This is a genomic window from Oerskovia sp. NPDC060338 (assembly GCF_042726295.1).
In the GTDB taxonomy this organism is placed as follows: Bacteria; Actinomycetota; Actinomycetes; order Actinomycetales; family Cellulomonadaceae; genus Oerskovia; species Oerskovia merdavium.
In genome coordinates, this window is record NZ_JBHXCQ010000001.1 from 46253 (window position 1) to 71125 (window position 24873).

23 protein-coding genes and 1 riboswitch are annotated in these 24873 nt (G+C 73.3%); of the genes, 15 read left to right on the forward strand and 8 right to left on the reverse strand.

Features of this window, described 5'->3' with window-relative positions; genetic code table 11:
• Positions 1-15: 15 nt before the first annotated feature.
• Positions 16-1716: an ABC transporter ATP-binding protein gene (locus ACFWGN_RS00230; RefSeq protein WP_377615160.1), complete on the reverse strand. Its 1701-nt coding sequence runs from the start codon at positions 1714-1716 to the stop codon at positions 16-18.
• Between the two features lie 336 nt (positions 1717-2052).
• Here ACFWGN_RS00230 and ACFWGN_RS00235 point away from each other — a divergent pair, with 336 nt between their 5' ends.
• The 3 genes from ACFWGN_RS00235 (at position 2053) to ACFWGN_RS00245 (ending at position 3454) form a co-directional block, all read left to right on the forward strand.
• Positions 2053-2712, forward strand: coding sequence for a TetR/AcrR family transcriptional regulator (locus tag ACFWGN_RS00235; RefSeq protein WP_377615161.1), 660 nt, complete (start codon positions 2053-2055; stop codon positions 2710-2712).
• Between the two features lie 44 nt (positions 2713-2756).
• Positions 2757-2945 carry a hypothetical protein gene (locus tag ACFWGN_RS00240; protein ID WP_056645005.1) on the forward strand — a complete coding sequence of 63 codons (189 nt, stop codon included), beginning with the start codon at positions 2757-2759 and terminating at the stop codon, positions 2943-2945.
• 236 nt (positions 2946-3181) lie between these two features.
• Positions 3182-3454 (forward strand): hypothetical protein, encoded by a 273-nt coding sequence (locus tag ACFWGN_RS00245; RefSeq protein WP_377615162.1) that lies wholly within the window; start codon positions 3182-3184, stop codon positions 3452-3454.
• Between the two features lie 94 nt (positions 3455-3548).
• On the opposite strand, the gene ACFWGN_RS00250 is transcribed toward ACFWGN_RS00245, so the two are convergent.
• Complete coding sequence (locus tag ACFWGN_RS00250; protein ID WP_377615163.1) at positions 3549-6257, reverse strand: polynucleotide kinase-phosphatase; 2709 nt, start codon at positions 6255-6257, stop codon at positions 3549-3551.
• Positions 6254-7762, reverse strand: a complete 1509-nt coding sequence (locus ACFWGN_RS00255; protein ID WP_377615164.1) for a 3' terminal RNA ribose 2'-O-methyltransferase Hen1 — start codon at positions 7760-7762, stop codon at positions 6254-6256. Before ACFWGN_RS00255 ends, ACFWGN_RS00250 begins: the two co-directional genes overlap by 4 nt.
• Positions 7763-7870: 108 nt before the next feature.
• Here ACFWGN_RS00255 and ACFWGN_RS00260 point away from each other — a divergent pair, with 108 nt between their 5' ends.
• From ACFWGN_RS00260 to ACFWGN_RS00270, 3 genes are all read left to right on the forward strand, one after another.
• Positions 7871-9055, forward strand: a complete 1185-nt coding sequence (locus tag ACFWGN_RS00260) for a class I SAM-dependent methyltransferase (protein ID WP_377615165.1) — start codon at positions 7871-7873, stop codon at positions 9053-9055.
• A gap of 86 nt (positions 9056-9141) precedes the next feature.
• A complete protein-coding gene (locus ACFWGN_RS00265; RefSeq protein ID WP_377615166.1) occupies positions 9142-9447 on the forward strand; it encodes a hypothetical protein in 306 nt (101 codons plus the stop codon).
• Between the two features lie 58 nt (positions 9448-9505).
• Positions 9506-10153 carry a DUF1684 domain-containing protein gene (locus tag ACFWGN_RS00270; protein WP_377615167.1) on the forward strand — a complete coding sequence of 216 codons (648 nt, stop codon included), beginning with the start codon at positions 9506-9508 and terminating at the stop codon, positions 10151-10153.
• 206 nt (positions 10154-10359) lie between these two features.
• Here the strand turns inward: ACFWGN_RS00270 and ACFWGN_RS00275 are convergent, their stop codons facing one another.
• The gene (locus ACFWGN_RS00275) at positions 10360-10962 is read right to left on the reverse strand and encodes a hypothetical protein (RefSeq protein WP_191805327.1); all 603 of its coding nucleotides are present in this window, start codon (positions 10960-10962) and stop codon (positions 10360-10362) included.
• A 237-nt stretch (positions 10963-11199) separates the two neighbouring features.
• Here ACFWGN_RS00275 and ACFWGN_RS00280 point away from each other — a divergent pair, with 237 nt between their 5' ends.
• The 6 genes from ACFWGN_RS00280 to ACFWGN_RS00305 all read left to right on the forward strand — a co-directional run bounded on the left by ACFWGN_RS00280 (position 11200) and on the right by ACFWGN_RS00305 (position 17911).
• Complete coding sequence (locus ACFWGN_RS00280; protein ID WP_377615168.1) at positions 11200-12009, forward strand: helix-turn-helix domain-containing protein; 810 nt, start codon at positions 11200-11202, stop codon at positions 12007-12009.
• Positions 12010-12128: 119 nt separating this feature from the next.
• Positions 12129-12254, forward strand: a riboswitch (FMN riboswitch).
• A 172-nt stretch (positions 12255-12426) separates the two neighbouring features.
• Positions 12427-13170: a nicotinamide riboside transporter PnuC gene (pnuC, locus tag ACFWGN_RS00285; RefSeq protein WP_377615169.1), complete on the forward strand. Its 744-nt coding sequence runs from the start codon at positions 12427-12429 to the stop codon at positions 13168-13170.
• A 110-nt stretch (positions 13171-13280) separates the two neighbouring features.
• Positions 13281-13706 carry a VOC family protein gene (locus ACFWGN_RS00290; RefSeq protein ID WP_377615170.1) on the forward strand — a complete coding sequence of 142 codons (426 nt, stop codon included), beginning with the start codon at positions 13281-13283 and terminating at the stop codon, positions 13704-13706.
• 163 nt (positions 13707-13869) lie between these two features.
• Entirely contained in the window at positions 13870-15114 is a 1245-nt protein-coding gene (locus ACFWGN_RS00295; RefSeq protein ID WP_377615171.1) for an acyl-CoA dehydrogenase family protein, read from the forward strand.
• A gap of 147 nt (positions 15115-15261) precedes the next feature.
• On the forward strand, positions 15262-16452 hold the full coding sequence (locus ACFWGN_RS00300) for an acetyl-CoA C-acyltransferase (protein WP_377615172.1): 1191 nt from the start codon (positions 15262-15264) through the stop codon (positions 16450-16452).
• 166 nt (positions 16453-16618) lie between these two features.
• Entirely contained in the window at positions 16619-17911 is a 1293-nt protein-coding gene (locus tag ACFWGN_RS00305) for a glycosyltransferase 87 family protein (RefSeq protein WP_377615173.1), read from the forward strand.
• Here the strand turns inward: ACFWGN_RS00305 and ACFWGN_RS00310 are convergent.
• On the reverse strand, positions 17904-18683 hold the full coding sequence (locus tag ACFWGN_RS00310) for a hypothetical protein (RefSeq protein WP_377615174.1): 780 nt from the start codon (positions 18681-18683) through the stop codon (positions 17904-17906). The genes ACFWGN_RS00305 and ACFWGN_RS00310 overlap by 8 nt on opposite strands.
• Positions 18684-18958: 275 nt before the next feature.
• Here ACFWGN_RS00310 and ACFWGN_RS00315 point away from each other — a divergent pair, with 275 nt between their 5' ends.
• The 3 genes from ACFWGN_RS00315 (at position 18959) to ACFWGN_RS00325 (ending at position 22232) form a co-directional block, all read left to right on the forward strand.
• Positions 18959-19447: a hypothetical protein gene (locus ACFWGN_RS00315; RefSeq protein ID WP_377615175.1), complete on the forward strand. Its 489-nt coding sequence runs from the start codon at positions 18959-18961 to the stop codon at positions 19445-19447.
• Between the two features lie 156 nt (positions 19448-19603).
• Positions 19604-20236, forward strand: coding sequence for a hypothetical protein (locus ACFWGN_RS00320; RefSeq protein WP_377615176.1), 633 nt, complete (start codon positions 19604-19606; stop codon positions 20234-20236).
• Positions 20237-20417: 181 nt separating this feature from the next.
• Complete coding sequence (locus tag ACFWGN_RS00325; protein ID WP_377615177.1) at positions 20418-22232, forward strand: FUSC family protein; 1815 nt, start codon at positions 20418-20420, stop codon at positions 22230-22232.
• A 21-nt stretch (positions 22233-22253) separates the two neighbouring features.
• Here ACFWGN_RS00325 and ACFWGN_RS00330 read toward each other — a convergent pair whose 3' ends face one another.
• The 3 genes from ACFWGN_RS00330 to lepB form a co-directional block, all read right to left on the reverse strand.
• Positions 22254-22721, reverse strand: a complete 468-nt coding sequence (locus ACFWGN_RS00330; protein WP_377615178.1) for an NUDIX domain-containing protein — start codon at positions 22719-22721, stop codon at positions 22254-22256.
• Positions 22722-22731: 10 nt separating this feature from the next.
• Entirely contained in the window at positions 22732-23937 is a 1206-nt protein-coding gene (locus ACFWGN_RS00335; protein WP_377615179.1) for a polysaccharide deacetylase, read from the reverse strand.
• Between the two features lie 82 nt (positions 23938-24019).
• Positions 24020-24853, reverse strand: a complete 834-nt coding sequence (gene lepB / locus ACFWGN_RS00340) for a signal peptidase I (RefSeq protein ID WP_377615180.1) — start codon at positions 24851-24853, stop codon at positions 24020-24022.
• Between the last annotated feature and the right edge of the window lie 20 nt (positions 24854-24873).

Genomic DNA, 24873 nt, shown 5'->3' on the forward strand with positions numbered 1-24873 from the left:
CAGCGTCGGTCGCCCTCAGGCCTCGGTGCCCCCTCCGGCCCCCGCCTCGACCCGGGGCGTCCCCCGCTCCTCGCTCCGCGTCTCGGTCGAGATCCGCAGCGCGGCCACGAGGTCGCGGTACAGCTCGTCGGCGGCGAGCAGCTCGGCGTGCGTCCCGCGCGCCCGCACGCGGCCGTCCTCCATGACGAGGATCTGGTCGGCGTCGATCACGGTCGAGAGCCGGTGCGCGATCGTCACGACGGCTCGGTCGCGCGACAGGTCCTCGATCACGGCGTGGACCGCGGCCTCGGTGAGGCCGTCGACCTGTGCGGTGGCCTCGTCGAGCAGCAGCACCTCGGGCGCGTGCAGCACGGCCCGGGCGAGGGCCACGCGCTGGCGTTCTCCGCCCGAGACCGTGGTCCCGACGAGCGAGGTGTCGAGCCCGTCCTCGAGCGAGCGGACCTTGGCGTCGAGGCGGACCTTGGCAAGCGCGTCCCACATGGCGTCCTCGGTCGCGTCGGGGTCGGACAGGCGCAGGTTCTCGCGGATCGTGCCGGGCACGACGGGCGTCTCCTGCTCGACGTACGCGATGCGCGAGCGCACCTCGTCGAACGTGTAGCCGTCGTAGGGCCGACCGTCGAGCAGCAGCGTGCCGGACTCGGGCTGGAGGAAGCGCAGGAGCAGCGAGAACGTGGTGGTCTTGCCGGCTCCCGACGGGCCGACGATCGCGACCTGACCGCGCCGGGGCACCTCGAACGTGAGGTCGCGGACCACGGGCTCGCCGCCGGGCAGGTAGCGCGCGGTCACGTCCCGGAACGCGAGCACGGGCGTCTCGCCCACCTCGCCCGGGGAGGGGTGGGCGAGACGCGGTGGGTGCGCGGCGTCGTCGGGCAGGGCGCTCCCCCGGCCCGACGACGGCACGCCCCGTCCCGCCGCACCTCGCCCGGGTGCGTCCCCGGCAGGGGCGCCGGCCCGCCCGGGCTCCTCGATCTCGATGGCCTCGACCTCGCGGATGCGGCCCGCGGCCGCGATCCCGGCCTGGAGCTGGCTGACGTTCTGCGTGAGGCTCGTGACGGGGTCGACGATCTGGAACGCGTACAGCAGGAACGCGACCAGGCTCGAGACCGCGAGCAGGCCCTGGTCGACGCGCCACGCGCCGAGCGCGAGGATCACGATGATCGCGAGCTGGATGCCGCCGCCCGCGATGGTCCAGGCGACGGCCTCGGTGCGCACCGACCGGACGCTGTGCCGGGCCGCGTCGCGCGCGTCGTCGACCACGCGGTCGATCTGGCGCTGCTCGGCGCGGCTCGCCTTGATGGTCCGCAGCGCGCGCAGCCCGCCCTCGAGCACGCCGCCGAGCCGTCCGAGCGACTCCTGGGCCTGCTCCTGGGCCTTGGCGATGCGCGGCATGAGCGACCCCACGAGCACGCCGATGACGACGATCGCGAGGAGCGTCGTGCCGAGCAGGACCGTGTCGAGCACGGCCATGAGGACGATCGTCCCCACCAGCCCGACGACCGCGTTGACGAGGTTGACGATGCTCGACGACGCGGCCTCGCGCAGCAGCACGGTGTCCGAGGTGACGCGCGTGACGAGCTCTCCGGTGGGCCGCGACCCGAGCGCCCCGACCTTGGCGCGGAAGAAGCGGCGGACCATCGAGGTGCGGGCGTCGAGCACCACGCGCTCCGCGAGCGTGCCCAGCAGGATCCACTGCCACAGTCCCAGGACGAGCCCCACGAGCAGGAGGCCGACCAGCAGCCGAGGCCGGCGCGAGCGAGGCCCCGGTGCCGAGCGTGTCGAGGACGCGCTTGGTGACCATGGGGGTCGCGAGGCTCGCGGCCGTGGTGCCGAGCCCGAGGACCAGGCCGAGCGCGAGCGTGCGTCGGTGGGGCTTGACGAAGGTCCACAGGACCTTGAGGCGTGGGAGGAGCGGCCCCTTGGGCTCGGTCGGCCCGGAGGTCTCGAGGTTCGGGTCGGTCGACGTGGGGGCGGTGGCGGCCATCCGACCAGTGGAACACGCATGTCCCATTTCAGACAAGAGACGTCCCGTCGCTTCGCGGATACGCTGAGCACGTGACAGCCAGCGACACCGCCGCCGTGCCGCGCGAGGCGAGCGCCGACGCTCCTCCCGCCGCGACGCCTGCGGTCCCCGGGGCCCCCGCGACCGGAGCCCGCGCCCGCACCCGGCGCGCGATCCTCGACGCGGCCGTCGAGGTGTTCAGCACCAACGCCTCGGCCTCGCTCGGTGAGGTCGCCCAGGCCGCGCAGGTCGGCCGCAGCACCCTGCACCGCTACTTCCCCGAGCGCGCGGACCTCATCCGAGCCGTCGGGGCCGAGGCCCTCGACCGCACGCGCGCCGCGATCCGCGCGGCCCGGCTCGAGGACGGCGACCCGGCCGCGGCCCTGCGCCGGCTCGTGATCGAGTACTTCGACCTGGGGCCTTGGTACATGCTGCTGTTCCACGAGGCCTCGCTCGCCGAGGACGAGGCGTTCTGGGCCGAGAGCGACGCGGCCGAGGCCCCCGTGCGCGCGCTGTTCGCACGAGGCCAGGACGACGGCACGTTCGACCCGACACTGACCATCTCCTGGAACCAGCGCACCGTGTGGTGGACACTGTTCAACGCCTGGTCGGTCATGACCGAGGACGGCGCGTCGCGCAGCGACGCGCTGCGCATGGCGGTCCGCAGCGTCGAGGGCGTGGTCCTCGCGGTGCGCAGCGCTCCCCCGGCCTGACCGCCCGCACCGACGACCCGCACGAGCGAACCGAGGACGACCGCATGAAGAACATCCGCTGGGCGAGCGTCCTGACCGTGCTCGGGTGCGCCGTGGTGGGGCTCGTGAGCCTGTTCTCGCTGCTCAGAGGCCGCACGTGGGCGTGGTTCCCGCTGCTCGTCGCGGTCGCAGTGGGGTTCCGCGAGATCCGCTACCTCCAGCGGATCGACCACCAGCGCAACGCCCCGCGGTAGTCTCGGCACCTGCCCCCGACCGGCGCGCACCGGCCGGCTGCGCACCCCGGGCCCACCCCCTCAGGGGCGTCCCGGAGGGGAAGTCCCCCATCCGACGGGCGCCCGTCATCCTCCGGGAGGACGGGGCCCTCTCCGAGGATGGTTCGGAGGACCGATGCGCCCGCACCCCCGCCCCGCAGAGACTGGTAGCACGCCCCGCGACAGCGAGGGCGGCCAACTTTCCCTGGGGAGGAAGCATGACCACGCAGGTCACGACCTCGACGCCGATCCGCGTCGCACTCCGCGGCCACGACTCGACCGCGCGCCGTGCGCGCTCGTCGCTGCGTCCGGACGGCTCGCGCCCCACCTCCCTGCCCGACGACGACGCGTCTGCCCCGCAGTCACGTCGCCCGGCCGCGGCGAGCGACCCGTCCGACCGCGCGAACGGCTGGCTCGTGGCCGGCTCGGTCCTCGTGGCCATCGCGCTGTTCTCCGCGCTCGCGCTCAGCTCGTTCGCGACGCTGGGCTGACCGGCCGGCCTGTCACGACTCCCCCTGACCCGTGAGGACCCGCGCGACCTCGAGGTCACGCGGGTCCCGCCATGTCACGGCCCGTCCGCACTCGTCAGAGCCGCGGGTCGACAGGCTCCGACTCGAGCGCCAGGACCGCGAAGACGGCCTCGTGCACGCGCCACAGCGGCTCGCCCGCGACCACGCGCTCGACCGCCTCGAGCCCCAGCGCGTACTCGCGCAGCGCGAGCGACTGCTTGCGGCCCAGCGACCGGACCCGGAGCCGCTCCAGGTGGTGCTCCTGGGTGTACTCGGGTCCGTAGATGATCCGCAGGTACTCGCGGCCGCGGACCTTGAGCCCCGGCTGGACGAGCCCCTTGGGCCCGCGCACGAGGTTCGCGAGCGGCTTGACGACCATCCCCTCGCCGCCCGCCTCGGTCATCTCCTCCCACCAGCGGACCCCCTCGGCGCGCGAGGCGTCGTCCGCGAGGTCGACCACGAGACGGCGCGTGGGCCGGAAGAGCACCGGGTCGGCCTCGACCAGGCGGTCGGCGATGCCCAGGTGCCACAGGTGGTCGCGCGTCGCGTAGGTGGCGCCGGTCGGGCCCCCGGGGCCGGACGCGCCGTCCGCCACCGAGCCGGGGAGCGGAGCGGCGTCGCCGTCACGAACCGGTTCGCCGGAACCGCTCGTCCCGCTCGCGAGCACCTGGAAGGGGGCGAGCTGCACGCCGTCGAGCCCGTCGATGGGCCACCGGTAGCGGCGGTACGCCTCGGTGTACCTCTCGGCGTCGTCGGCGCGCGACGCCGTCCGCGCCCGCAGCCCCTCGACGTCGACACCGCGCGCGACGGCCGCGTCGAGCGCCGCGAGCGCGGGCGGCATGACCGCGCGCGCTGCGGCCCCGACGCTCGCGTACTGGTCGCGGATGAGTTGGTCGGCCTTCGCGGACCAGGGCAGGATCTCGGCGTCGAGCAGGACCCAGTCGGCCCCCAGCTCGTCCCACACCCCGGCCCCGTCGAGGGCCTTCGCGACGCGCTCGAGGAGGGCCTCCGCCGTCGGGCCGGAGAAGAGCGGACGTCCCGTCCGCGTGTGCGCGACCCCGCGCCCTCCCGGCTGGACGTCCACGCCGAAGCGCCACGCCGAGGCCCCGTACGCCTCGCGGCACACCAGCACCACGGCGCGCGAACCCATGTGCTTCTCCTCGCACACGACCTGCCCGACGCCGTCGCCCACGTACGCGGCGAACGCGCCGTCGGGGTGCTCGAGGTAGCCGGGGAGCCGTGACGTCGCGACCGGGCTCATGGTCGGCGGCAGGTACAGCAGCGCCCGCGGGTCGACCGCGAACCGGCTCATGACCTCGAGCGCGCCCGCGGCGTTCTCCTCGGGGATCGTGATCCTGCCCCGCGTGCCCGTGACGACCGAGCGCCGGCCGAGCACGTCGGTCACGTCGAGCACGTCGGGATCGCGCTGCGGCTGTGCCCCTTCCGCGCCCGCCGCGTCGGTACCGGCGTCCGGCAGGAACGGGCGCGCGGGCTCGTAGTAGACCTCGGCCGCGGGCACCGAGACGAGCTCCTTCTCGGGGTAGCGCAGCGCCGAGAGCTTCCCGCCGAACACGCAGCCCGTGTCGAGGCACATCGTGTTGTTGACCCACTCGGCCTCGGGCGTGGGCGTGTGCCCGTAGAGCACCATGGCCCGGCCGCGGTACTCGTTCGCCCAGGGGTAGCGCACGGGCAGCCCGAACTCGTCGGTCTCGCCCGTGGTGTCGCCGTAGAGCGCGAAGCTGCGCACCCGCCCCGACGCGCGCCCGTGGTACGACTCCTTGAGCCCCGCGTGCGCGACCACGAGCCGCCCGCCGTCGAGCACGAGGTGCGAGACCAGGTCACGGCAGAAGGTCTCGACTTCCTTGCGGAACTCGTCGGGCTCCTCGGCGAGCTGCGCGAGCGTCGTCTCCAGCCCGTGGCTGACGGTCACGTTGCGCCCCGAGAGCGCGCGCACGAGCTTGTGCTCGTGGTTGCCGGGTACGGCGAGCGCGTGCCCCGCCCGGACCATGCCCATGACGAGGCGCAGGACGCCCGGCGAGTCCGGTCCGCGGTCGACGAGGTCGCCCAGGAACACCGCGCGGCGGCCTTCGGGGTGGGCGGCGTCGACCGCACGGCCGGCCTCGTCGCGCTCGATCACGTATCCGAGCGTGGTCAGCAGGGCCTCGAGCTCGGCGCGGCAGCCGTGCACGTCACCGATCGCGTCGAACGGCCCGGTCTGGTCGCGGAGGTCGTTCAGCAGCGGCTCGCGGGAGATCGTGGCGGACGCGATCTCGTCGACGCCGCGCAACACGTGGACCTTGCGGAAGCCCTCTCGGTTCAGGGACTTGAGCGACGAGCGCAGCGCCTGGCGCTGACGCTTGACGACGTGGTCGCCGAAGTCGCGGTCGGGGCGGGAGCGGTTGCGCTCGATCGCGACGGTCTCGGGCACGTCGAGCACGATCGCGACGGGCAGGACGTCGTGCGCCCGCGCGAGCGCCACGAGGTTCTTGCGCGCTGCGGACTGCACGTTCGTCGCGTCGACGACCGTCAGGTGCCCCGCCTCGAGCCGCTTGCTCACGATCGTGCCGAGCACCTCGAACGCCGCGGCCGTGGCCGACTGGTCGTTGACGTCGCCCGAGACGAGGCCGCGGCAGAAGTCCGAGGAGACGGCCTCGAAGGGCCCGAACCGTTCGCGTGCGAACGTCGACTTCCCGGACCCGGACACCCCGACGAGGACCACGAGCGAGAGCTCGGGCACGGTCAGGACGCGGGGGCCCACGTCGGTCACGCGCTGCTCCTCGGTCATGCTCCTGCCTCCGTCGATCGTACGAACAGCGCCATCTGCGTCGGCGACCCCAGCCCGCGCGGCCCCACGTCCTCGGGTCCGACGTCGCGGAAGGTCACCGCGTACCCGTGACGGTGCGCGACGCCGTCGGCCCACGCCTGGAGCTCGGCGCGCGTCCACTCGAACCTGTGGTCCGTGTGGCGGTGGCCGTGCTCCTCGAGCGTCGGGTACAGCGCGTTGTACTCGACGTTGGGCGTCGTCACAACGACCGTCGCCGGCCGGGCCTCGGCGAACACGACCCGTTCGAGCGCGCCCAGGCGCGGCGGGTCGACGTGCTCGATCACCTCCATGAGCACCGCGGCGTCGAAGCCCGCGATCCGCTCGTCGCGGTACGTGAGCGAGGACTGCACGAGCTGCACGCGCTCCCGCTCGGCGTCGCTCGCGTCCTCGAGACGGAGGCGCGTCGCGGCCCGTTCGAGCTCGCGCGCGGCCACGTCGGTGCCGAGCAGCCGCGTGAAGCGGCGGTCGGCGGCGAGGAGACGCAGGAGGGCGCCCTCGCCGCACCCGAGGTCGACGACGCTGCGCGCGCCGACCTCGTGCAGGGCCGCGATCACGGCCTCGGCGCGCTGCCGGGCGAGCGTGGGTGCCTTCTCCTGCCCGACGGCGGGGCTCCCGGCAGCGGGCACGTCACCTTCCGTCGAGGTCCCTTCCGCACTGGACGCGAGGTCGACGTCCGCGGGCAGCGGGCCGCCGTCGAGCGTCACGAGGCGGTCGGTCGCGTCCTCGACGTACCGGCGCTGGTGCGCGAGGTAGCGGTGCATGATCTGGTCGCGCTCCGGGTGCTCGGCGAGCCACCCCTCGCCCGCGCGCAGCAGCTTGTCGACCTCGTCGCCCGTGACCCAGTAGTGCTTGGCGTCGTCGAGCACGGGCAGCAGGACGTACAGGTGGTGGAGGGCGTCGGCGAGGCGCACGGTCCCGGTCAGGCGCAGGTCGACGTAGCGCGAGTCGCCCCACTCGGGCACGGTCGGGTCGAGCGGCTCGGGCGTGGCGTCGACGGTCCAGCCCAGGGGCTCGAACAGGCGCTCGGCGAGCCGCGCACCTCCGCGGCAGGGCAGCGCGGGGACGTGGATCTCGAGCGGGATCGGGGAGTCCGCGAGCGCCTGCCGCGCGTCGCAGCGGCCCGTCATCGCGGTGCGGAACACCGCGCCGAGCGCGACCGCGAGCATCGACGAGGCGGCGTAGGGCCGGTCGTTGACGTACTGGGCGAGCGAGAACGCGTCGCGGCCACCGAACCGCTTGTTGCGCACGATCCCCACGGGGTCGACCTCGAGGAGCAGCGCGACCGTGCAGCGCGCGGGCTCGGCCTCGGGGTAGAAGACGTGCGCCGTGCCGACGGGCAGGTCGAACGACTGGGCCCGTGCGGGATGCTTGTGCAACAGGTATCCGAGGTCGGTCGCGTCCGGTGGGGCTCCGTGCTCGACGGAGCCGGCCGGCGCGCCGGCGGTCGTCGTGAGGGTGACCAGCATGCTGTGCATGCTCCCACGGGTGCGCAACGGATTTACGCTGGAGGTGGTCCGTGCGTCCGCGCGTCGACGACGACCGTGGACGCCGTGTCCTCGACGGACGGAGCAGTCATGTCCACGACACCGCAGGTCCCGGTCGGCGTCCCCGACGGACGACCCGGAGGACCGCCCGGCTCGCTCCCCTCCCCCGCCCCTGCGGACTCCGGCCCGGGGGTCGACGAGTTCGCCGAGCGGCTGTTCGCGTCGTCCCTCGGCGCGATCGAGGTCTTCGGGGTGTATCTCGGGGACCGGCTGGGCTGGTACCGGTCGCTCGCGACGGACGGTCCTGCGACGTCGTCCGAGCTGGCCGCGCGGACGGGCACGCAGGAGCGCTATGCGCGCGAGTGGCTCGAGGGGCAGGCGGTCGCGGGGATCCTCGCTGTCGTTCCTGGGCGCGTGCCGTCCGGCGTGCCGGGGGACGACGCCTCGGCGCGCCGCTACGCCCTGCCGCCCGGCCCGGCCGAGGTCCTGACCGACGAGCACAGCCTCGCGTACCTGGGACCTCTGCCCCGGTTGTTCGCGGCCGTGGGGCGCACGTTCGACGAGCTGCTCGACGCGTACCGCGACGGCGGCGGGGTCTCGTGGGGTCGCCTCGGTGCGGACGCGCGCGAGGCCCAGGCGGACCTGAACAGGCCGTGGTTCGAGCACGAGCTCGCGGGTGCGCTCGGTCAGGTACCGGACCTGCACGCGATCCTGTCGCGCCCGGCGGCGCGCGTCGCGGACGTGGGCTGCGGCGCCGGGTGGTCGACCGTCGCGCTCGCGCGCGCGTACCCGCAGGCCCGGTTCGACGGGTACGACGTGGACGCCCCGTCGGTCGACATGGCCCGTGCGAACGCCGAGGCCGCGGGGGTCGCGGACCGTGTGACGTTCCGGGTCGCGGACGCGGCGACGCTCACCGACTCGATCGCGCTCGACGCGGCCTTCGCGTTCGAGTGCACGCACGACATGCCGCGCCCGGTCGAGGTGCTGTCCGCGGTGCGTCGGGCCGTGGTGCCCGACGGCGCCGTGGTCGTCATGGACGAGGCCGTCGCCGAGACGTTCACGGCCCCGGGCGACGAGGTGGACCGGCTCATGTACGGGTTCAGCCAGTTCGTGTGCCTGCCGGACGGGTTGTCGTCGTCGCCGTCGGTCGGTACGGGGACGGTCATGCGGCCCGCGACGCTCGAACGGTACGCGCTCGACGCCGGGTTCGAGCGCGTCGAGGTCCTGCCGATCGAGGGGTTCAGCCTCTTCCGGTTCTACCGGCTGCACCACTGAGCACCCACCCGGCGCTGCCCCCGGGAGCAGCTGCTCCCCCTAGGCTGTGCTCCGCGGCGCCACCCCGGGGCCAGGGGGAGGACGCCATGGCCAGGACGCCCCGTCGGGAACCGACCGAGACGGAGAAGCTGGGATCTGCGTCGTCCTTCGTGGGGATGCTGGTCGGCCTGCCGACCGCGGTCGTGCTCGTCGTGGCGCTCTTCCTCGATCTCCCGGACGCAGTCGTGTGGACGTTCGCCGGCCTGTTCGTCCTGGGTCTGGTGACCTCGACGGTCTTCGACGTGGTCAGCGCCGTCCGCGGTCGAGAAGGGGCGTGGGGAGTGCTGTGGGCCGGAGCAAGCTCGCCGTTCCGGTACGCGTTCGGGTGGTTGAGGGTCTTGCCGACCTTCTAGACCCGCCGAGCGGTCAGACCGAGGTGCCGGTGCGCGTCCGGGCTGACACGCTGGCCAGATGATCACCGAGCTGCACGTCGTCGACTGGCGCCGCCGCGTCCAGCACCTGTACGCGCACGTCCGCGACGTGGCCGTCGAGGACCCTGCGGCCGCGCACGAGTACTGGGTCGCGTCGCGCGACGACCTCCTGGCCGAGCACCCGGCCTCGCCGCTCCTGTCCGAGGACCGGGCCGCGTTCACCGGGGTCCCGGTCGGTCCGTACGACGCCGCGATGCGTTTCGAGGTGCCCCTCGTACCGGACCCGGCGCGTGGTACCCCCGCAGCGGCACGGCTCGACGTCCCCACGGGCACGGACGGTGTGGTGCCGTTCGAGCGCGTCGGGAGCCTCGACCTGCCCGGGCTGGGGTCGCTCGACGTGTGGGCGCTGCGCTCGTACGGCGGCGGTCTGTTCGTGCCGGTCAAGGACCGGTCGCGTGCGACGTACGGCGGCGGGCGGTACCTGCTGGACACGATCAAGGGCGCGGACCTGGGGTCCGCACGCTCCCGTCCGCTGCCCGACGGCGACGCGCCCCTGGTCGTCGACCTCAACTTCGCGTACAACCCGTCGTGCGCCTACGACCCGGCGTGGGCGTGCCCGCTCGCCCCGGCGGGGAACACGCTCGCGGTCGAGCTGACGTGCGGTGAGCTGGTGCGGGCCAAGGCGTAGCGTGCGCCGGGCAGGTGCGCCGAGCAGGTGCGCCGAGCAGGTGTGTCGGGCACGCCCGGCCCTACCCCCGGGTGTGTTTTCTCTGCCGCCACAACAATTGTGGTGGCTGTGCGGACGACGACCTCCGGAGGACAGCGGCTCGGTCACCCCTCGGCCCGGTGAAAACCTCCAGGCAACCGGGTGCACGACCGGTCGCGCGACCGCCGTCAGTGCAGCAACGTCTTCAGCCCGATGATGAGCAGGCCGAACGCCCCAGCGACCACGGTCTCTGCGGTCAGCGCCCACCCGCGCACGCCGGCCCGGTGCGCCGCGAGGTGGCCGACGACCGCGAGCATCAGCACCGTGAACCACAGCGCGATCAGCGCGGCATCCACGACGTCCAGCCCGAGCACCCGCCCCACGAGGAAGACCCCGAGCGCGGGCACCCCGCCGATCAGCACCCACACCTCGTCCGAGGACGCGAGCCGCAGCCGCTCGGTGATGGTGTGCTCGGCGTCGCGGAACCGCCCGCCGATCGCCGACACGTACACGTGCGCCGCCCAGTACCCCACGAGCACCCCGGCCACCGCGAGCATCACGAAGTCGCTCGACGCGTCGTGCGTGCTCGAGACCGCGAGCATGAACCCCGAGACCACGGCCCCGTACAGGAAGTCGGCAGGGCCTCCCCGCGCGAACCGGTCGCTCAGGCTGTCGCGCTGGGCGTGGTGGTCGACATGCTTCCAGGAGCGCGCCGCCTGCTCCCCCTCGCCCGCGCCGCCCTCGGCTCCCCCGTCGGAGCCGGCCGCCCGCGTCTCGTCACCGTCAGTCATCCGCGTCGCCTCCGGGTCGCGTCGGCTTGTCGCCGCCTCTCTCGTCACTGTAGCGACGCCGTCGGGCACGGCGCGCGGCGACCAGCCGCCAACCTGCCTGCACCCCGCGCGGCGACCAGCCGCCGACCCGACGGCGCTCCATGCGGCGCCCGCGCACGGACCATCTGCCGAGCAGCCCCCGCCCACGCCCTCACCGCGGCATGCCCCGCCCGCAGGACGCGGTGTACCGTCCCGTTCATGAGTGCCGCACGAAGCAACACCCACGCGCAGGCGGTCGACGCGGCGATCGAGCTGTTCACCCGGAAGGGCTACGAGCAGACGACCGTCGAGGACATCGCCGACGCCGCACAGATCAGCCGGGCCACGTTCTTCCGACGGTTCCGCTCCAAGGAGGACGTGGTCTTCGCGGACCACGAGCTGCTCCTGGACGCCGTCGTGGTCCTCCTCGGCGAGACCCGTCCCGCCGCGCGGGGCGTCACCCCCGAGGAGCTCGAGAACGTCGACCCGTACGTCGAGGTGTGCAAGGCGGCCCGGCTCGTGTTCGACCACCACGTGGGCCAGCGCGAGACGTCGGTCGCGCGGCACCGCCTCCTGCAGGACGTGCCCGCGCTGCGCGACCGCGAGCTCGTGACCACGCACCGCTACGAGCGCGCGTTCACGTCCTACCTGCGCGACACCCTGCCCGCCGACACCCGGAACTCGACCGCGTCGGTCGCGTTCGCGGCGTCGGTCGTCGCGGTGCACAACGCGATCCTGCGCCGCTGGTTGCGCGACCCCGACCAGGACCTGCGTCCTGAGCTCGAGGAGGCGTTCGCGGACCTGCGCCGCGCGGCCCGCAACCCCGCAGGCCCGACGACGGAGCCACCCCAGTCGTCCACGTCACCCGGGCGCACCGGGGGCGAGGCGGGCGACGGTCCGACGGCGGGCCCCGCTGCCGAAACCACCGTCGGTACCGTGCCGACCCGCCGCGTCGTCGTGACCGTGCTCGACGGCGACGTCGACCCCGACGAGGTGGCCCGGGCCGTGCGCGACGCGTTGAGTGCGTGATTCGGCTGCGGCTCGCCGGGCGTGTCGCAGCCGAACCACGCACTCGGCACAGCACCGACGAGCCCCGGGAATGCACCGGTACCATCGGCGGTTGCAGCACTACAACAAGCAGTACGCACGAACGTGCTCCGGGGTCGGTGCAATTCCGAGCCGGCGGTGACAGTCCGCGACCCGCGCCCACGCGCGGTTGACCTGGTGGAACTCCAGGACCGACGGTGAAAGTCCGGATGGGAGGAAGCACGTGCGGCACGGCCGTCCCCGGCCGGGTCGGGCACGACGATCCGTCGAGCCCGCCCACGACCTTCGGGACCGGTCTCGCCGTGGTGAGCGCCGCCGTCGGGCAGCCCGGACAGGGCATCCCCGACCAGGCGCCCGCCCTCACCCCGGAGCCGCCGTGCCCAGGACGAGGGAACATCGATGGACCTGATCCACGCGCTCTTCGACGCGCAGCTGACGATCGGCGGCCAGCACCTGCTGTGGCGGGAGATCGTCGGCAACGGGTTCGGCCTGGCGTCCGCGCTCGGAGGCATGCGCCGCAAGATCTGGGCGTGGCCCGTGGGGATCGTCGGCAACCTGCTGCTCCTCACGGTGTTCCTGGGCGCGGTGTTCGCGACGCCCAACCCCGTCAACCTGCTCGGCCAGGCCGGACGCCAGGTCATGTTCGTCGTCGTGTCGGTGTACGGCTGGGTCCAGTGGCGGCGCACCCGCGCGCGCCTCGGCCAGGACGCGGCGAACCTCGACGCGGACAGCCACGGGGTGTCGGTCGAACCGCGGTGGGCCACGTGGCGGCAACGCCTCTTCCTCGTCGTGGCGCTCGTGGGCGGGACGCTCGTCCTGACCCCGATCTTCCGGATGCTCGAGTCCTACGAGCCCGTGTGGGCCGACGCCTGGATCTTCATGGGCTCGCTGCTCGCGACGTACGGCATGGCCAAGGGCTGGGTCGAGTTCTGGCTGATCTGGGTCGCGGTCGACATCGTGGGCGTGCCCCTGCTGGTCGACGCCGGCTTCTACGCGTCCGCGTTCATGTACGTGTTCTACGGGGCGTTCACGCTCGTCGGGTTCTTCGTGTGGTGGCGCGTCGACCGACGCGCCAAGGCCCTGCGGCTCGCGGGCTCGCACCCCGACGCAAGCGCGGGGGCGGCCGTCGTCGGACGGGACTGACCCTCCCCCTGCCGTTCGCCCCGCCCCGGGCGGATACTCGGAAAGGGTGCGCCGCTCGCGCAGCGCCCCCGCATCCGGCTCGACGACGCGACGGGAAAGGCGGCACCACCATGGCCACGCGACTCAACCCCTACCTGAACTTCCGCGACGACGCACGACAGGCGATCGAGTTCTACCGCGACGTGTTCGGGGGCGAGCTGACGATCAGCACGTTCGCCGACTTCCAGGCCTCCGAGGACCCGGCCGACGCCGACAAGGTCATGCACTCCCAGCTCGAGTCCCCCCACGGACTGGTCCTCATGGCCGCGGACACCCCGAGCTCGATGGAGGTCCCGACCGGCGCGGGATTCTCGATCTCGCTGAGCGGCGAGCAGGCGGACGACGCCGAGCTGCGCGGCTACTGGGACAAGCTGTCGTCGAGCGGGAGCGTGACCGTGCCGCTCGAGGTCGCGCCGTGGGGCGACGCGTTCGGCATGTGCGTCGACGGGTTCGGCGTGAGCTGGCTCGTGAACATCGCCGGGCCCGCCCAACCCTGACCCGGGCCTGACCGGGAGACCCGTCGCCCGGGGTCGTGCGCACCCCGGGCGGGGCTCCGCGATCGCCGCTGATACCGCGTCTCTTGACCTGAGACGCGATATCACGCACCATGAGGTGTATCGCCCGACACCGACGTCCGGCCCGACACCGGGAGCATCCCCCATGACGATCGAGAACCCCGTCCGCCAGAACGTGACCGAGCCGGACTACGACCTCTCGCAGCCGCTCGGCATCGACTACGCCGGCGCGTTCTCGGACGCGACCGACGCCGACCGCGACCTGCAGCAGCGGGTCCGCACGTTCGTCCAGGACGAGGTCCTGCCCGTGATCGACGGGTACTGGGAGCGCGCCGAGGTGCCGTTCGGCCTCGCCAAGCGCATGGGTGAGCTCGACTTCCTGCGCGACGGCGTCGACGTCCCCGGCTCTCCCCGGATCAGCCTCATGGGCGCCGGTCTCGCCGAGATGGAGATGTCGCGCGGCGACGGCTCGGTCGCGACGATCTGCGGCGTCCAGGGCGGCCTCGCGCTGCGCTCGATCCAGCTCCTCGGCTCGGACGAGCAGAAGGCCGAGTGGCTCGGCCCGCTCGCACGCGGCGAGAAGCTCGGCGCGTTCGCCCTGACCGAGCCCACGCACGGCTCGGACTCGGTCTCGCTCGAGACCACGGCCCGCCGCGAGACCCGCGACGGCGTCGAGGGCTTCGTGATCGACGGCGAGAAGAAGTGGATCGGCTTCGGGTCGTGCGGCGACATCACGGTGCTGTGGGCGCGACTGGTCGGCGAGGACGGCGACAACCAGGTGCACGGGTTCCTCGTGCCCCAGGACACCCCGGGCTACGCGGCCACGACCATCGAGGGCAAGGTCTCGCTCCGCGCGATCTGGCAGGCCCACATCGTCCTGACCGACGTGTTCGTCCCGGCCTCGGCCATGCTCCCGGGCGGGCGGTCGTTCAAGGACACGGGCCGCGTGCTCCAGGCGACGCGCCTCGGGGTGGCGTGGTCCGCCGTCGGGCACGCGACCGCCTGCTACGAGACGGCCGTCGCCTACGCCAAGCAGCGCGTCCAGTTCGGCCGCCCGCTCGCGGCCAACCAGATGGTCCAGGAGCGGCTGACCCGCATGCTCTCGACCCTGACCCAGATGCAGCTCCTGGTCGCGCAGATGACCCGCCTCGACGAGGCCGGGCAGCTCTCCGGCCCGCAGGCCTCGATCGCCAAGTACACGTGCACGCGCGGCGCCCGCGAGATCGCGGCGAGCGCGCGCGACATGCTGGGCGGCAACGGCATCCTCCTCGCGAACCGCGTCGCGCGGCACTTCGCGGACGTCGAGGCCCTGCACACCTACGAGGGCACCGAGAGCGTCCAGGCCCTCATCGTGGGCCGCGACATCACGGGCGTCTCGGCGTTCGTGTAGCCCCCACCGGCGGCGCTCCCCCGTACCGGGAGCGCCGCACCCACGCGAGCGGCCCCACGGGGCCGCCCCCACCCCAGACCACCCGGCGCGGACCTCCGTTCACCTGACACCCCGATCCGCGCCGGGCCCTTTCCGATGGAGCACCCCATGAGCAACGACGCCCACGTCCCCGTCCTCCTGCACGGCGCGCGCACGCCGTTCACGCGCTTCCAGGGCGCGCTCGCGTCGCTGCCGGCGCACGAGCTGGGCGCGCACGCGATCCGCGGCGCGCTCGACGCCGCGGGCGTCGCCGCCACCGACGTCGACGCCGTGATCATGGGCCAGGTCATCCAGGCGGGCGGTGGCCAGGGCCCGGCGCGCCGGGCAGCGATCGCGGCCGGGATCGGCTGGGACGTCCCGACTGTCACGATCAACAAGCTGTGCCTGTCGGGCCTGACCGCGATCATCGACGCCGCACGCCTGATCCGCACGGGCGAGGCCTCGGTCGTCGTCGCGGGCGGCCAGGAGTCCATGACGAACGCGCCGCACCTCGTGCTCGGCTCGCGCAAGGGCTTCCCGTTCGGCGACGTGACCATGGCGGACTCGCTCACCCACGACGGCCTGCGCGACCCGTTCGACGGTCAGATCATGGGCGAGGCCACCGACCGCGGCTGCGCGACGCGCGGCATCGGCCGCGAGGAGCAGGACGAGTACGCGGCCCGCTCGCACACCCTCGCGGCAGCGGCCCGCGAGGAGGGGCGGCTGGCCGAGGAGATCGCGCCCGTCACCGTCCCGCAGCGCAAGGGCGACCCGGTCGTCGTCGCGGACGACGAGGGCATCCGTCCCGGCACCACGGTCGAGGCGCTCGCCCGCCTGCGCCCCGCGTTCGTCGAGGACGGCACCATCACGGCCGGCTCGTCGTCACCGCTGTCCGACGGCGCCGCGGCGGTCGTGGTCGTCAGCAAGGCCTTCGCACTCTCCCACGGCCTCACCTGGTTGGCCGAGATCCGGTCGGCCGGCCAGGTCGCCGGCCCCGACAGCTCGCTGCACTCCCAGCCCGCCCGCGCGATCACCCACGCGCTCGAGCGCGAGGGCATGAAGGCCGACGAGCTCGACCTGGTCGAGATCAACGAGGCCTTCGCGGCCGTCGCGCTCCAGTCGGTCGAGGACCTCGGGATCGACCCCGGGCTCGTCAACACCGACGGCGGCGCGATCGCCCTGGGCCACCCGGTCGGCGCCTCGGGCGCGCGCCTGGCCCTGCACCTGGCCCTCGCCCTCCAGCGCCGCGGGGGCGGCGTGGGCGCCGCTGCGCTGTGCGGCGGCGGCGGGCAGGGGGACGCGCTGATCTTGCGCGCCTGAGCCCTTCCCCTCGCGTCGCGCGGTGCTGCCTCACCGCGCGACCTGCGGCCCGCCCGGAGGTCCCCTTCGCCTCCGGCCGGGCCGCTTCTTCGTGCCCGACGGCGTGCGGCGTCCAGGGCGTGTCGCGCCGCCCGGGCGAGCGGCGCCGTCGTGCGACGATGAGCCCGTGCCCGAGACCTCCGCCGCCCGGCCCTCCTCGACCGGACGCCGTTTCCTCGCGTGGGCGCTGCGCTCGCCGTGGGCCCTGGTCGCGGGCTTCGTGCTCGTGCACGCCTGGCTCGTCTTCGACGCCCTGACCTGGGGGTACCGGATCTCGGGCGACGTGCAGCTGTACCGGGTCTGGGCCCGCGCAGGATGGGACCGCGGGATCTGGCCGGTGCTCGACTACGACTGGGTCTACCCGGTCGGAGCGTTGGTGCCCGTCTCCGCCCCCGCATTCTTCGGTTCGTCGTTCGGGGCGTACTACGCGCAGTTCCTCGTGCTGATCGTCGCGCTCAACGCGCTCGCGCTGTGGTTCCTCGCGCGGCTGCCCGGCCGCGGCCGCGTCGCTGCCTGGTGGTGGCTCGCCTTCCTCGTCGCGCTCGGCCCCATCTTCCTCGGCCGGCTCGACGGCGTCGCAGCGGCCCTCCTGGTGATCACGCTCGCGGTCGCGGTGCGTCGCCCGGCCGTGGCGACCGCGATCGCGACGTTCGGCGCCTGGGTCAAGATCGCCCCCGGGGCCGTGGTCGTGGCGCTTCTCACGACCGCCCGACGTCCGTGGCGGACCGTCGTCCTCCCGGGTGCGGCGGTCAGCGCGGTCGTCGTCGCGCTCGCTCTCGCGGGCGGAGCGGGCACGCGGGTGCTCGGGGTGTTCGGGACCCAGGACGCGCGCGGCCTCCAGTCGGAGTCGGTGTTCGCGACCCCGTTCAGCGTCCTGCGGCTGTTCGACCCCCGGTTCCGGGTCTGGATGAACCAGGACATCCGCACGCTCGAGATCTACGGCCCCGGCACCGCGGTGACGGGACGGCTGCTCGACGTGCTGCTGCCCGTCGCCGTCCTCGCGATCGCGGCCCTCTCCTGGTGGGCCGTCCGGCGGCGGCCCGAGGTCCGCACCGACGCGTTCCTCCTGTCCGTGACGGCCCTGCTGCTGAGCCTCATCGTCTTCAACAAGGTCGGTTCGCCGCAGTTCGTCGCGTGGATCGGCCCTCCCGTGGCGGTCGCGATCGCGCTCGCCGGGCGGGGCGCCCGCTCGGTCTGGTCGGCGCCGGCTCTCGCGGTCCTGGGCACCGCTGGTCTGACCCAGCTCCTCTACCCGGTCGCGTACGACGAGTTCATGGTCGGGGAGCCCTGGATCGTCCTGGTCGCGGCCGTGCGGAACCTCGCGCTCGTGGTCCTGCTGGTCGGGGCCGTGGTCCAGCTCGTGCGGCTGGGCCGGGGGGCGCGGCATCCAGCGCCCGGCCGCGCACAGCCCGTCACCTGACGTCACGCAGCGCGGCCCGTCGGACACGACGGAGCACCGCGTCGGCTTCCCGCGGGGCCCGACGCGAGGCGCCCGCGAACAAGGCGGCCACCACGAGCACGTCCTCCCGTCGAGCGGTCCGCGTCCCTCCGCCCTCAGGCCAGAGGTCCGGCCGGAGCATCGACATCTCGGCACGCAGGGCAGGCGAGGCGGACCCGGACTCGACCTCGAGCCCGGCGCGGACCATCAGGTTCGCCAGCAGGTCGATCGTCACGTGCAGCACGGCCTCGACGAGGTCGTCGCTCGTGGTGCGCACGAGGTAGGTCGCGTCGTCGTCCCGACCGTCACGGGCCGCCGCGGCGACCGCCGCCCCCACCTGTCGGGCCTCGGGTTCGCACGTCATCTGCCAGGCGTATCGATGGATCTCCGGGGCGCTCCGGGCCGCGGCGCGCAGCTCGCGCAGCCGGGCGGCCACGAGGTGAGGGTCTTCGCGTCGGATCGCAGCGGCGACCAGCGAGCTCGCGAGCTGGAACGCTGCACGCGCCGCCTGCGCACCGAGGTCCTGCGACCGCAGGGACGTGGGCGCTCCGGCGAAGCCGTTGACCAGCGCGTCGACCGCGACCCTCGTCGAGAGGGCGTCCACGACGGCCGGCCGGTCGCGGGGCAGCACCTGGTTCCAGCTGATCATGAACTCGAGGTGCCCCTTCGTGGCGGCCTCGACGAGGTCGATCGCCACCTTGTCGGCCCTGGTCCGGCGCTCGACGGCGCCCTCCCCGCTCGTTCCGCGTCCCATCGTTCCTCCTGTGCTCCCGTGCTCCTGCGCTCCCGTGGCGCCTTCCGTCTCCAGCGTGCGCGGGCCTCCGGTCGCGCGCGTCGCTCGCGAGGACCAGACCCGCCCGGGGCACCTGCTGCGTCTGCGGCAGGTGGCTGCCACCGACATAGGCGGCCCACTTGATAATGAGAGCGGTTCTCATTCTCTGCTACGGTGTGCGAGCTCGGTGCTCCCTGCGCCGGGCTGCATCGCACCTACCGGAAGGACGGTGGGACCCGCCGGGGTCCCGTGACGCCATGACCAGCACCAGACACCGCCACCTCGCCCTGGGGATCGCCCTCGCCCTGCCCGCCGCCGTGCTCGCCGGCTGCGCCACGGGCGAGGCCTCCCCCGCCGCGTCCTCCGACGCGTCCGAGCACGACCACGACCACGACGAGCACGAGGAGGGCGGCCACGGCACCGAGGCCGCGACCGACACCCCGCGCATCGCCCTGACCTACGACGGCGGGATCGTCGTCCTCGACGGCACGAGCCTCGAGCAGGTCGCCGACCTCCCGCTCGACGGCTTCACGCGCCTCAACCCCGCCGGGGACGAGCGCCACGTGATCGTCTCCGCGGGCGACGCGTTCCGGGTCCTCGACCTCGGCACGTGGGGCGAGCCGCACGGCAACCACTCGCACTTCTACACGTCCGACCCGGCCTTCACGAAGACCGAGTTCGCAGCGAACCACCCCGGGCACGTGGTCCGCCACGCGGGCCGCACGGTCCTGTTCAACGACGGCTAAGGACTCGTCGAGTCGTTCGACCCGCACGACCTCGCGGACGGCGCGCCCGAGACCACGACGTACACGACCCCCTCGCCGCACCACGGCGTCGCGGTCGAGCTCGAGAACGGCGACCTGCTGGTCACCGACGGCACCGAGGACTCGCGGTCGAGCGTCGTGGTCCTCGACAGCGCCCGCCACGAGATCGCCCGCACCGACGCGTGCCCGGGCGTGCACGGCGAGGCAGTCGCGGCCGACGAGGCCGTGGTCGTGGGCTGCGAGGACGGCGTGGTCGTCTACGCGGGCGGCGAGCTGACCAAGGTCGCGTCGCCCGACGCCTACGGCCGCATCGGCAACCAGGCCGGCTCCGACGAGTCCCCCGTGGTCCTGGGCGACTACAAGTCCGACCCCGACGCCGAGCTCGAGCGCCCCACCCGCATCTCGCTCGTCGACACCGCGAGCAAGCAGATCACCCTGGTCGACACGGGCGCGAGCTACACGTTCCGCTCGCTCGGCCGCGGCCCGCACGGCGAGGCCCTCGTCCTGGGGACGGACGGGTCGCTGCGCGTCATCGACCCCGCCTCGGGGGCGATCACCAGCACGATCGCCGTGATCGACGCGTGGACCGAGCCCGACGACTGGCAGGCCCCGCGCCCCACGCTGTTCGTGCTCGACCACACGGCCTACGTGACCGACCCCGCCACGAAGGCCGTGCACGCGGTCGACATCGAGTCGGGCGAGGTCTACGCGAGCGCCGCGCTCGACGTGGTCCCCAACGAGCTGACGGGAGTCTCGGGCCTCCCCGAGTGATCTCCTGCCCGACGGCGTCACGCGCCCCGGGCGACCACCTCACCTCGCGAGGCGGTCGCCCGGGGCGCGCTGCGCCGTCGGGCATCTCCGGGGCGAGCGAGAACCTCCATGCGTGGCACCCCCTGCCCTTCGGCCGTACCGTCGAGGCATGCCCGACCCAGCCGACCGTCGAGGAGTGCCCGTGAAGAGCTCAGGCAAGGCCGAGGCGCCCAAGCGCCCCCCGGGCAGCCCGATGCTGATCGTGCTGATGATCATCGTGGTCCTCCCCTCCGTGCTGCTCGCCGACGCCTGGGGGGCCGGACCGGTGGGGATCATCGGCGGCCTGACGGGCATGTTCGCACTGGTGGCCTTCATGGGCGGTCCGCTCCGTGCCGACCTTCGCATCGCTGCCGTGATGGGCCCGCTGCTGATCTTCGCCGCAGCCGTCCCACGACTGGTGGCCGAGACCTCGCGCCCCGCGGCGATCGCTCTCGTCGTGGTGCTCGTGTTCGTGGCCGCGCTCCTCCCCCTGCTCGGCCCACGCTTCGGCAACGCGGGGATGGGGCTCGGGATGACCACGGTGTTCGGCTACGGCTACGCACCGATGGGTGGGGCCGATCATCGGCAGGTGATCGCGGCGGCCGTCGCGGGGGTCGCCGTGGCACTCGTCCTGCGCATCCTGATGGGGATCTCGGACCCTTCCAAGCAGACCCGCGAGCAGGTCGCCGCGGTGCTCGTCGCCGACGATCCGAGCGCCGCCACAGCCACCGCGTTCAGCACCTGGCTCAGCGACGGCAGGCAGCGCTGGCTCGCGGACGCGCTCGAGGGGGCCTCGCGCTTCCGCCTGGCCCTGCACACGGCAGACCTCCTGGCGGCAGGCAGCCCCGACGACCCGGCACTCCGCGACCGGGCTCACGGGCTGGCCGAGGCGATGAAGGCCAAGCCCCGGCGGGACGAGACCGTCAAGGCACCGCTGCCGGCGCCGGCGGTCACCGAGGCCCCCTTCACCGAGGCCTCGCGCGCCCTGGACTCCGTCGAGCAGGCGATCCAGGAGCGCGACACCACCACGGTCACGCTCGATCGGGACCGGCGCCACCAGCTCCAGGACGCGGTGCTGCACCCCGCGGCCCGGCTGCAGTCCATCCAGGTCCGGCACGCGTTCCGCACCGCGCTCGCCGTGCTGCTGATGCTGCTGATCACGTCCGGCCTGGAACGGGGCGACCCCTTGGTCTCCACCGCGCTCCTGACCACCTTCAGCATCCTCCAGGCCAGCTGGAGCGGCACCGTGACCAAGACGAGGAACAAGATCATCGGTCTGGTCTCCGGCTCGCTCACGGTCGCGGTGGTCCTGCTGGTCGTCCCGTCGCGCTACCTCACGCTGGTCGCAGTCGTCGCCCTGTGCCTGGGGCTGTGGTACATCGTCACCCGGCCGGCGCTGGGCGGCGCCTTCATGGTCGTCGTCAGCGTCGGCTTCAACTCCGTGACCCGTGACCTGAACGCGGTCGACCTCCTGGCGCAGTACGTGTGGCTCACCCTGAGCGCGGTGCTGGTCGGGGTGGTCCTCGGCTTCGTCGTGATCCCGGGCTTCCGGCCCCCACCTCTGCGACGACGTATCGAGACCGCGACCCAGGCCACCGCGACCGCGCTCCGTGCCTCGTCGGGAAGGACCGGTCCACAGCAGCCGGAGGAGGTCGCCCTGCTCCGAGACGCCGTGCGCCTGCAGGACGAGCTGGTGCCCGACCGCGACCAGCTCGACGACAGGCAGCTCGCCGAGCTCGACGCGCTGCGCAACGGGTTGCGCGACCTGACCGTCCTGGCCGACGCGGCGCAGCTGAACCCCGGTGAGCTCGACCAGGTCCTCCAGGCCTTGAGCCCCGACGACCCGACGGGCGGGAACGAGCCCGACGGCACGGCCCCCGAGGACTCGGACGCACCGTCCTCGACCCTGTGGGACCTGGCCCAGCAAGCCGGCTCGGCCGAGCGGTACCTGCTGCGAACGCTGCCGGTCCACGCCTGAGCCGGCTCGCACGGTCTCGCCTCAGGACCGGGCGAGCGCATCCGCGAGGCGGTCGAGCAGCTCCACCTGTCCCGCGACCAGGAGCTCGCGCGCTCGCGTGAGCGGCACCCACGCGACCCGGTCGAGCTCCGGGAAGGTCGCCGTCCGACCGGAGCGTGGCGGCCACTCCATCTCGAACGTGTTGCTCGTCGCGGTGCTCGCGTCGAAGTCGGCGCGGCGCGCCCAGGCACGCACGGTCTTGCCCGCGCGCTGCCTGATCTGTCCCAGGTCGATCTCCGGCCCGTCGGGCGGTGCGGACCCGAGCTCCTCGGTGAACTCACGGACCGCCGCGGCGTGCGGGTCCTCGTCGGGATCGTGCTCACCCTTGGGGATGGTCCAGGCGCGCTCGTCCTTGCGCGCCCACAGCGGACCGCCCATGTGCCCGACGAGCACCTCGACCTCTCCCCCGTCACCGACCCGGTGCAGGAGGAGCCCCGCGCTGCTCACCACGACCCACGCCCTACGAGACCGGGGGACGCGCCTGGAGCTCGGCCAGGACCGCCGGGTCCTGGACGTTCATCCACTCGATGACGTCCTGGTACGTGGCGCAGATGGTCTCGGGCTTGCCGCACGCCTCGAGCATGAAGTCCTTGGCCGCCGGGTTGAACGCGTTGCCGCTCCACTGGTTGAAGTGGTTCGCCACCAGGACCGGCGCACGGTTGCCGTTGAAGGCGACGTCGTACATGTGCCGGTACGTCTCGAGCACCGCGGCGCGGATCTCCGGGGCCCGCTCGGGCTGGTTCTGCGCCTTGTTGAACTTGTACCAGAAGTTGTAGTCCATGGCCATGACGTTGCCGAGCGTCGGAGAGTTCGTCGTCTGCATCCGGAACTCCCACACGCCGTACTCCTGCTTGGGCCACGCGATGCCGCTGCCCGGGATCGAGGAGTCGTACGTCTGCCCGTGCGCGGCCCACGCCGGGGCGATCTGGTCCCAGTTGCCCTCGAGGCACGGCGTCCGACCGCCCGTGACCTCGGACGCCGGGATCTCGAGCGGGGGCGAGGCCTGGAGGCCGTTGATCTCCTGCCAGTCGTTCCAGAACCCGAAGAACTGGTCGAGCTCGCTGTTCCAGTCGGCCGTGGTCCAGTCCCCGCCACCGGGCGGGTTGTCCGCGCAGAAGTGCCCGTTGTAGTGCGTCCCGATCTCGTGCCCCTCGAGGTAGGCCGCGTTGAGGTCGCCCACGAGCGTCGTGACCGTGGCCGCGTCCCCGCCGAAGCCCACCGACGCCTTGCCCTGCGCGTGCCCCGGTCCCGTGTAGGCGTCGCGGTGCTCGTCCGTGAGCAGGTAGATGCCCGTGAGGAAGCCCGTGAACCGGGCATCGACCTGTGCCGCCGCCTCACGGAACTCGGTCCAGCGGTCGTGCCACCCCGCACCGTCGAACGAGAAGATGATGAACTGCGGCGGGTTCTCCCCGGGTGCGAGCTTCGTCAGCGGGACGTTCGACGCCGCGCGCGTCGGCGTGGGTGTGGGCGTGGGGGTCGGCTTCTCCGGGGTGGGCTCCTCGGACGGTGACGTGTCGCCGGTGGGGCGCTCCGCCGTCGGGCCTGGTTCCGTGGGCCCCGGTGATCCCGTGCACCCGGCGACCAGCGCAAGTGCCGCGAGCACCGCCCCGGCGCCGAGCGCCGCCCGGCGCACCGTTCCGACAGGACGAGCAGAACGCAGTGACACGAAGAGTCCTTCCGAGCGTGGGCCGTCCCACCACGCTAGGGGAGGACGTGCCGCAGCGCTCGGCCTGAGCGGGTGAGTCTGCTCAGGGCTCCGGGACGTCCTCGAAGACGCTCCCCGGGTTGCGCATGAGCGACGCGCGGTCGAGCGGCCACACCTTGGCGACCGCAGTACCGACGACGTTGTCGATCGGTACGAAGCCCTCCCCGGGCTTGTCCGTGTTGTAGCGCGAGTCGCCCGAGTTCTGCCGGTTGTCCCCCAGGACGAACAGCGAGTCCTCGGGCACGACCACGTCGAACTCGAGCTCGCTGGGGATCGAGCCGGGCTTGATGTAGGTCTCGTCGATCGCGACCCCGTTGACCGAGACGCGACCCTGCGCGTCGCAGCACGTCACGTGGTCCCCGGGCAGCCCGATGACCCGCTTGATGAGGTGCTCGCCCGCGTCCACCGGACGGATGCCGATGAACGTCAGGAACGTCTCACCGGCCTTGACCAGGCCCGTCGACTCCTGCTGCGGCTGGCTCGCGAGCCAGCCGCCCGGGTCCTTGAAGACCACGACGTCGCCGCGATGGATGTCGAGGAAGCGAGGGACGAACCGCGAGGCCAAGACCCTGTCGTCCTTGATGAGGGTGTTCTCCATCGACTCGCTCGGGATGACGAACGGCTGGACCACGAACGTCTTGATGAGGAACGAGATGACGAGGGCCGCGACGACGATCACGCCGACCTCGCGCGCGAACGACCAGCGCCGCCTGGACCTCACGGCTGCGCCGGGCGCCGGGGCTCCCGCCGAGCCGTCGCCGGGCTCGCCGCTGGGCACCTGCCCCTCAGGGAAGACCGACTCGACATCGGGCGCGCCGGGGAAGGCGCCCGACGGTCTCGGCTGGTCGTCTGGGCGCTCGGCGTCGTTCGAAGTCACGGGGACACTCTTTCACCAAT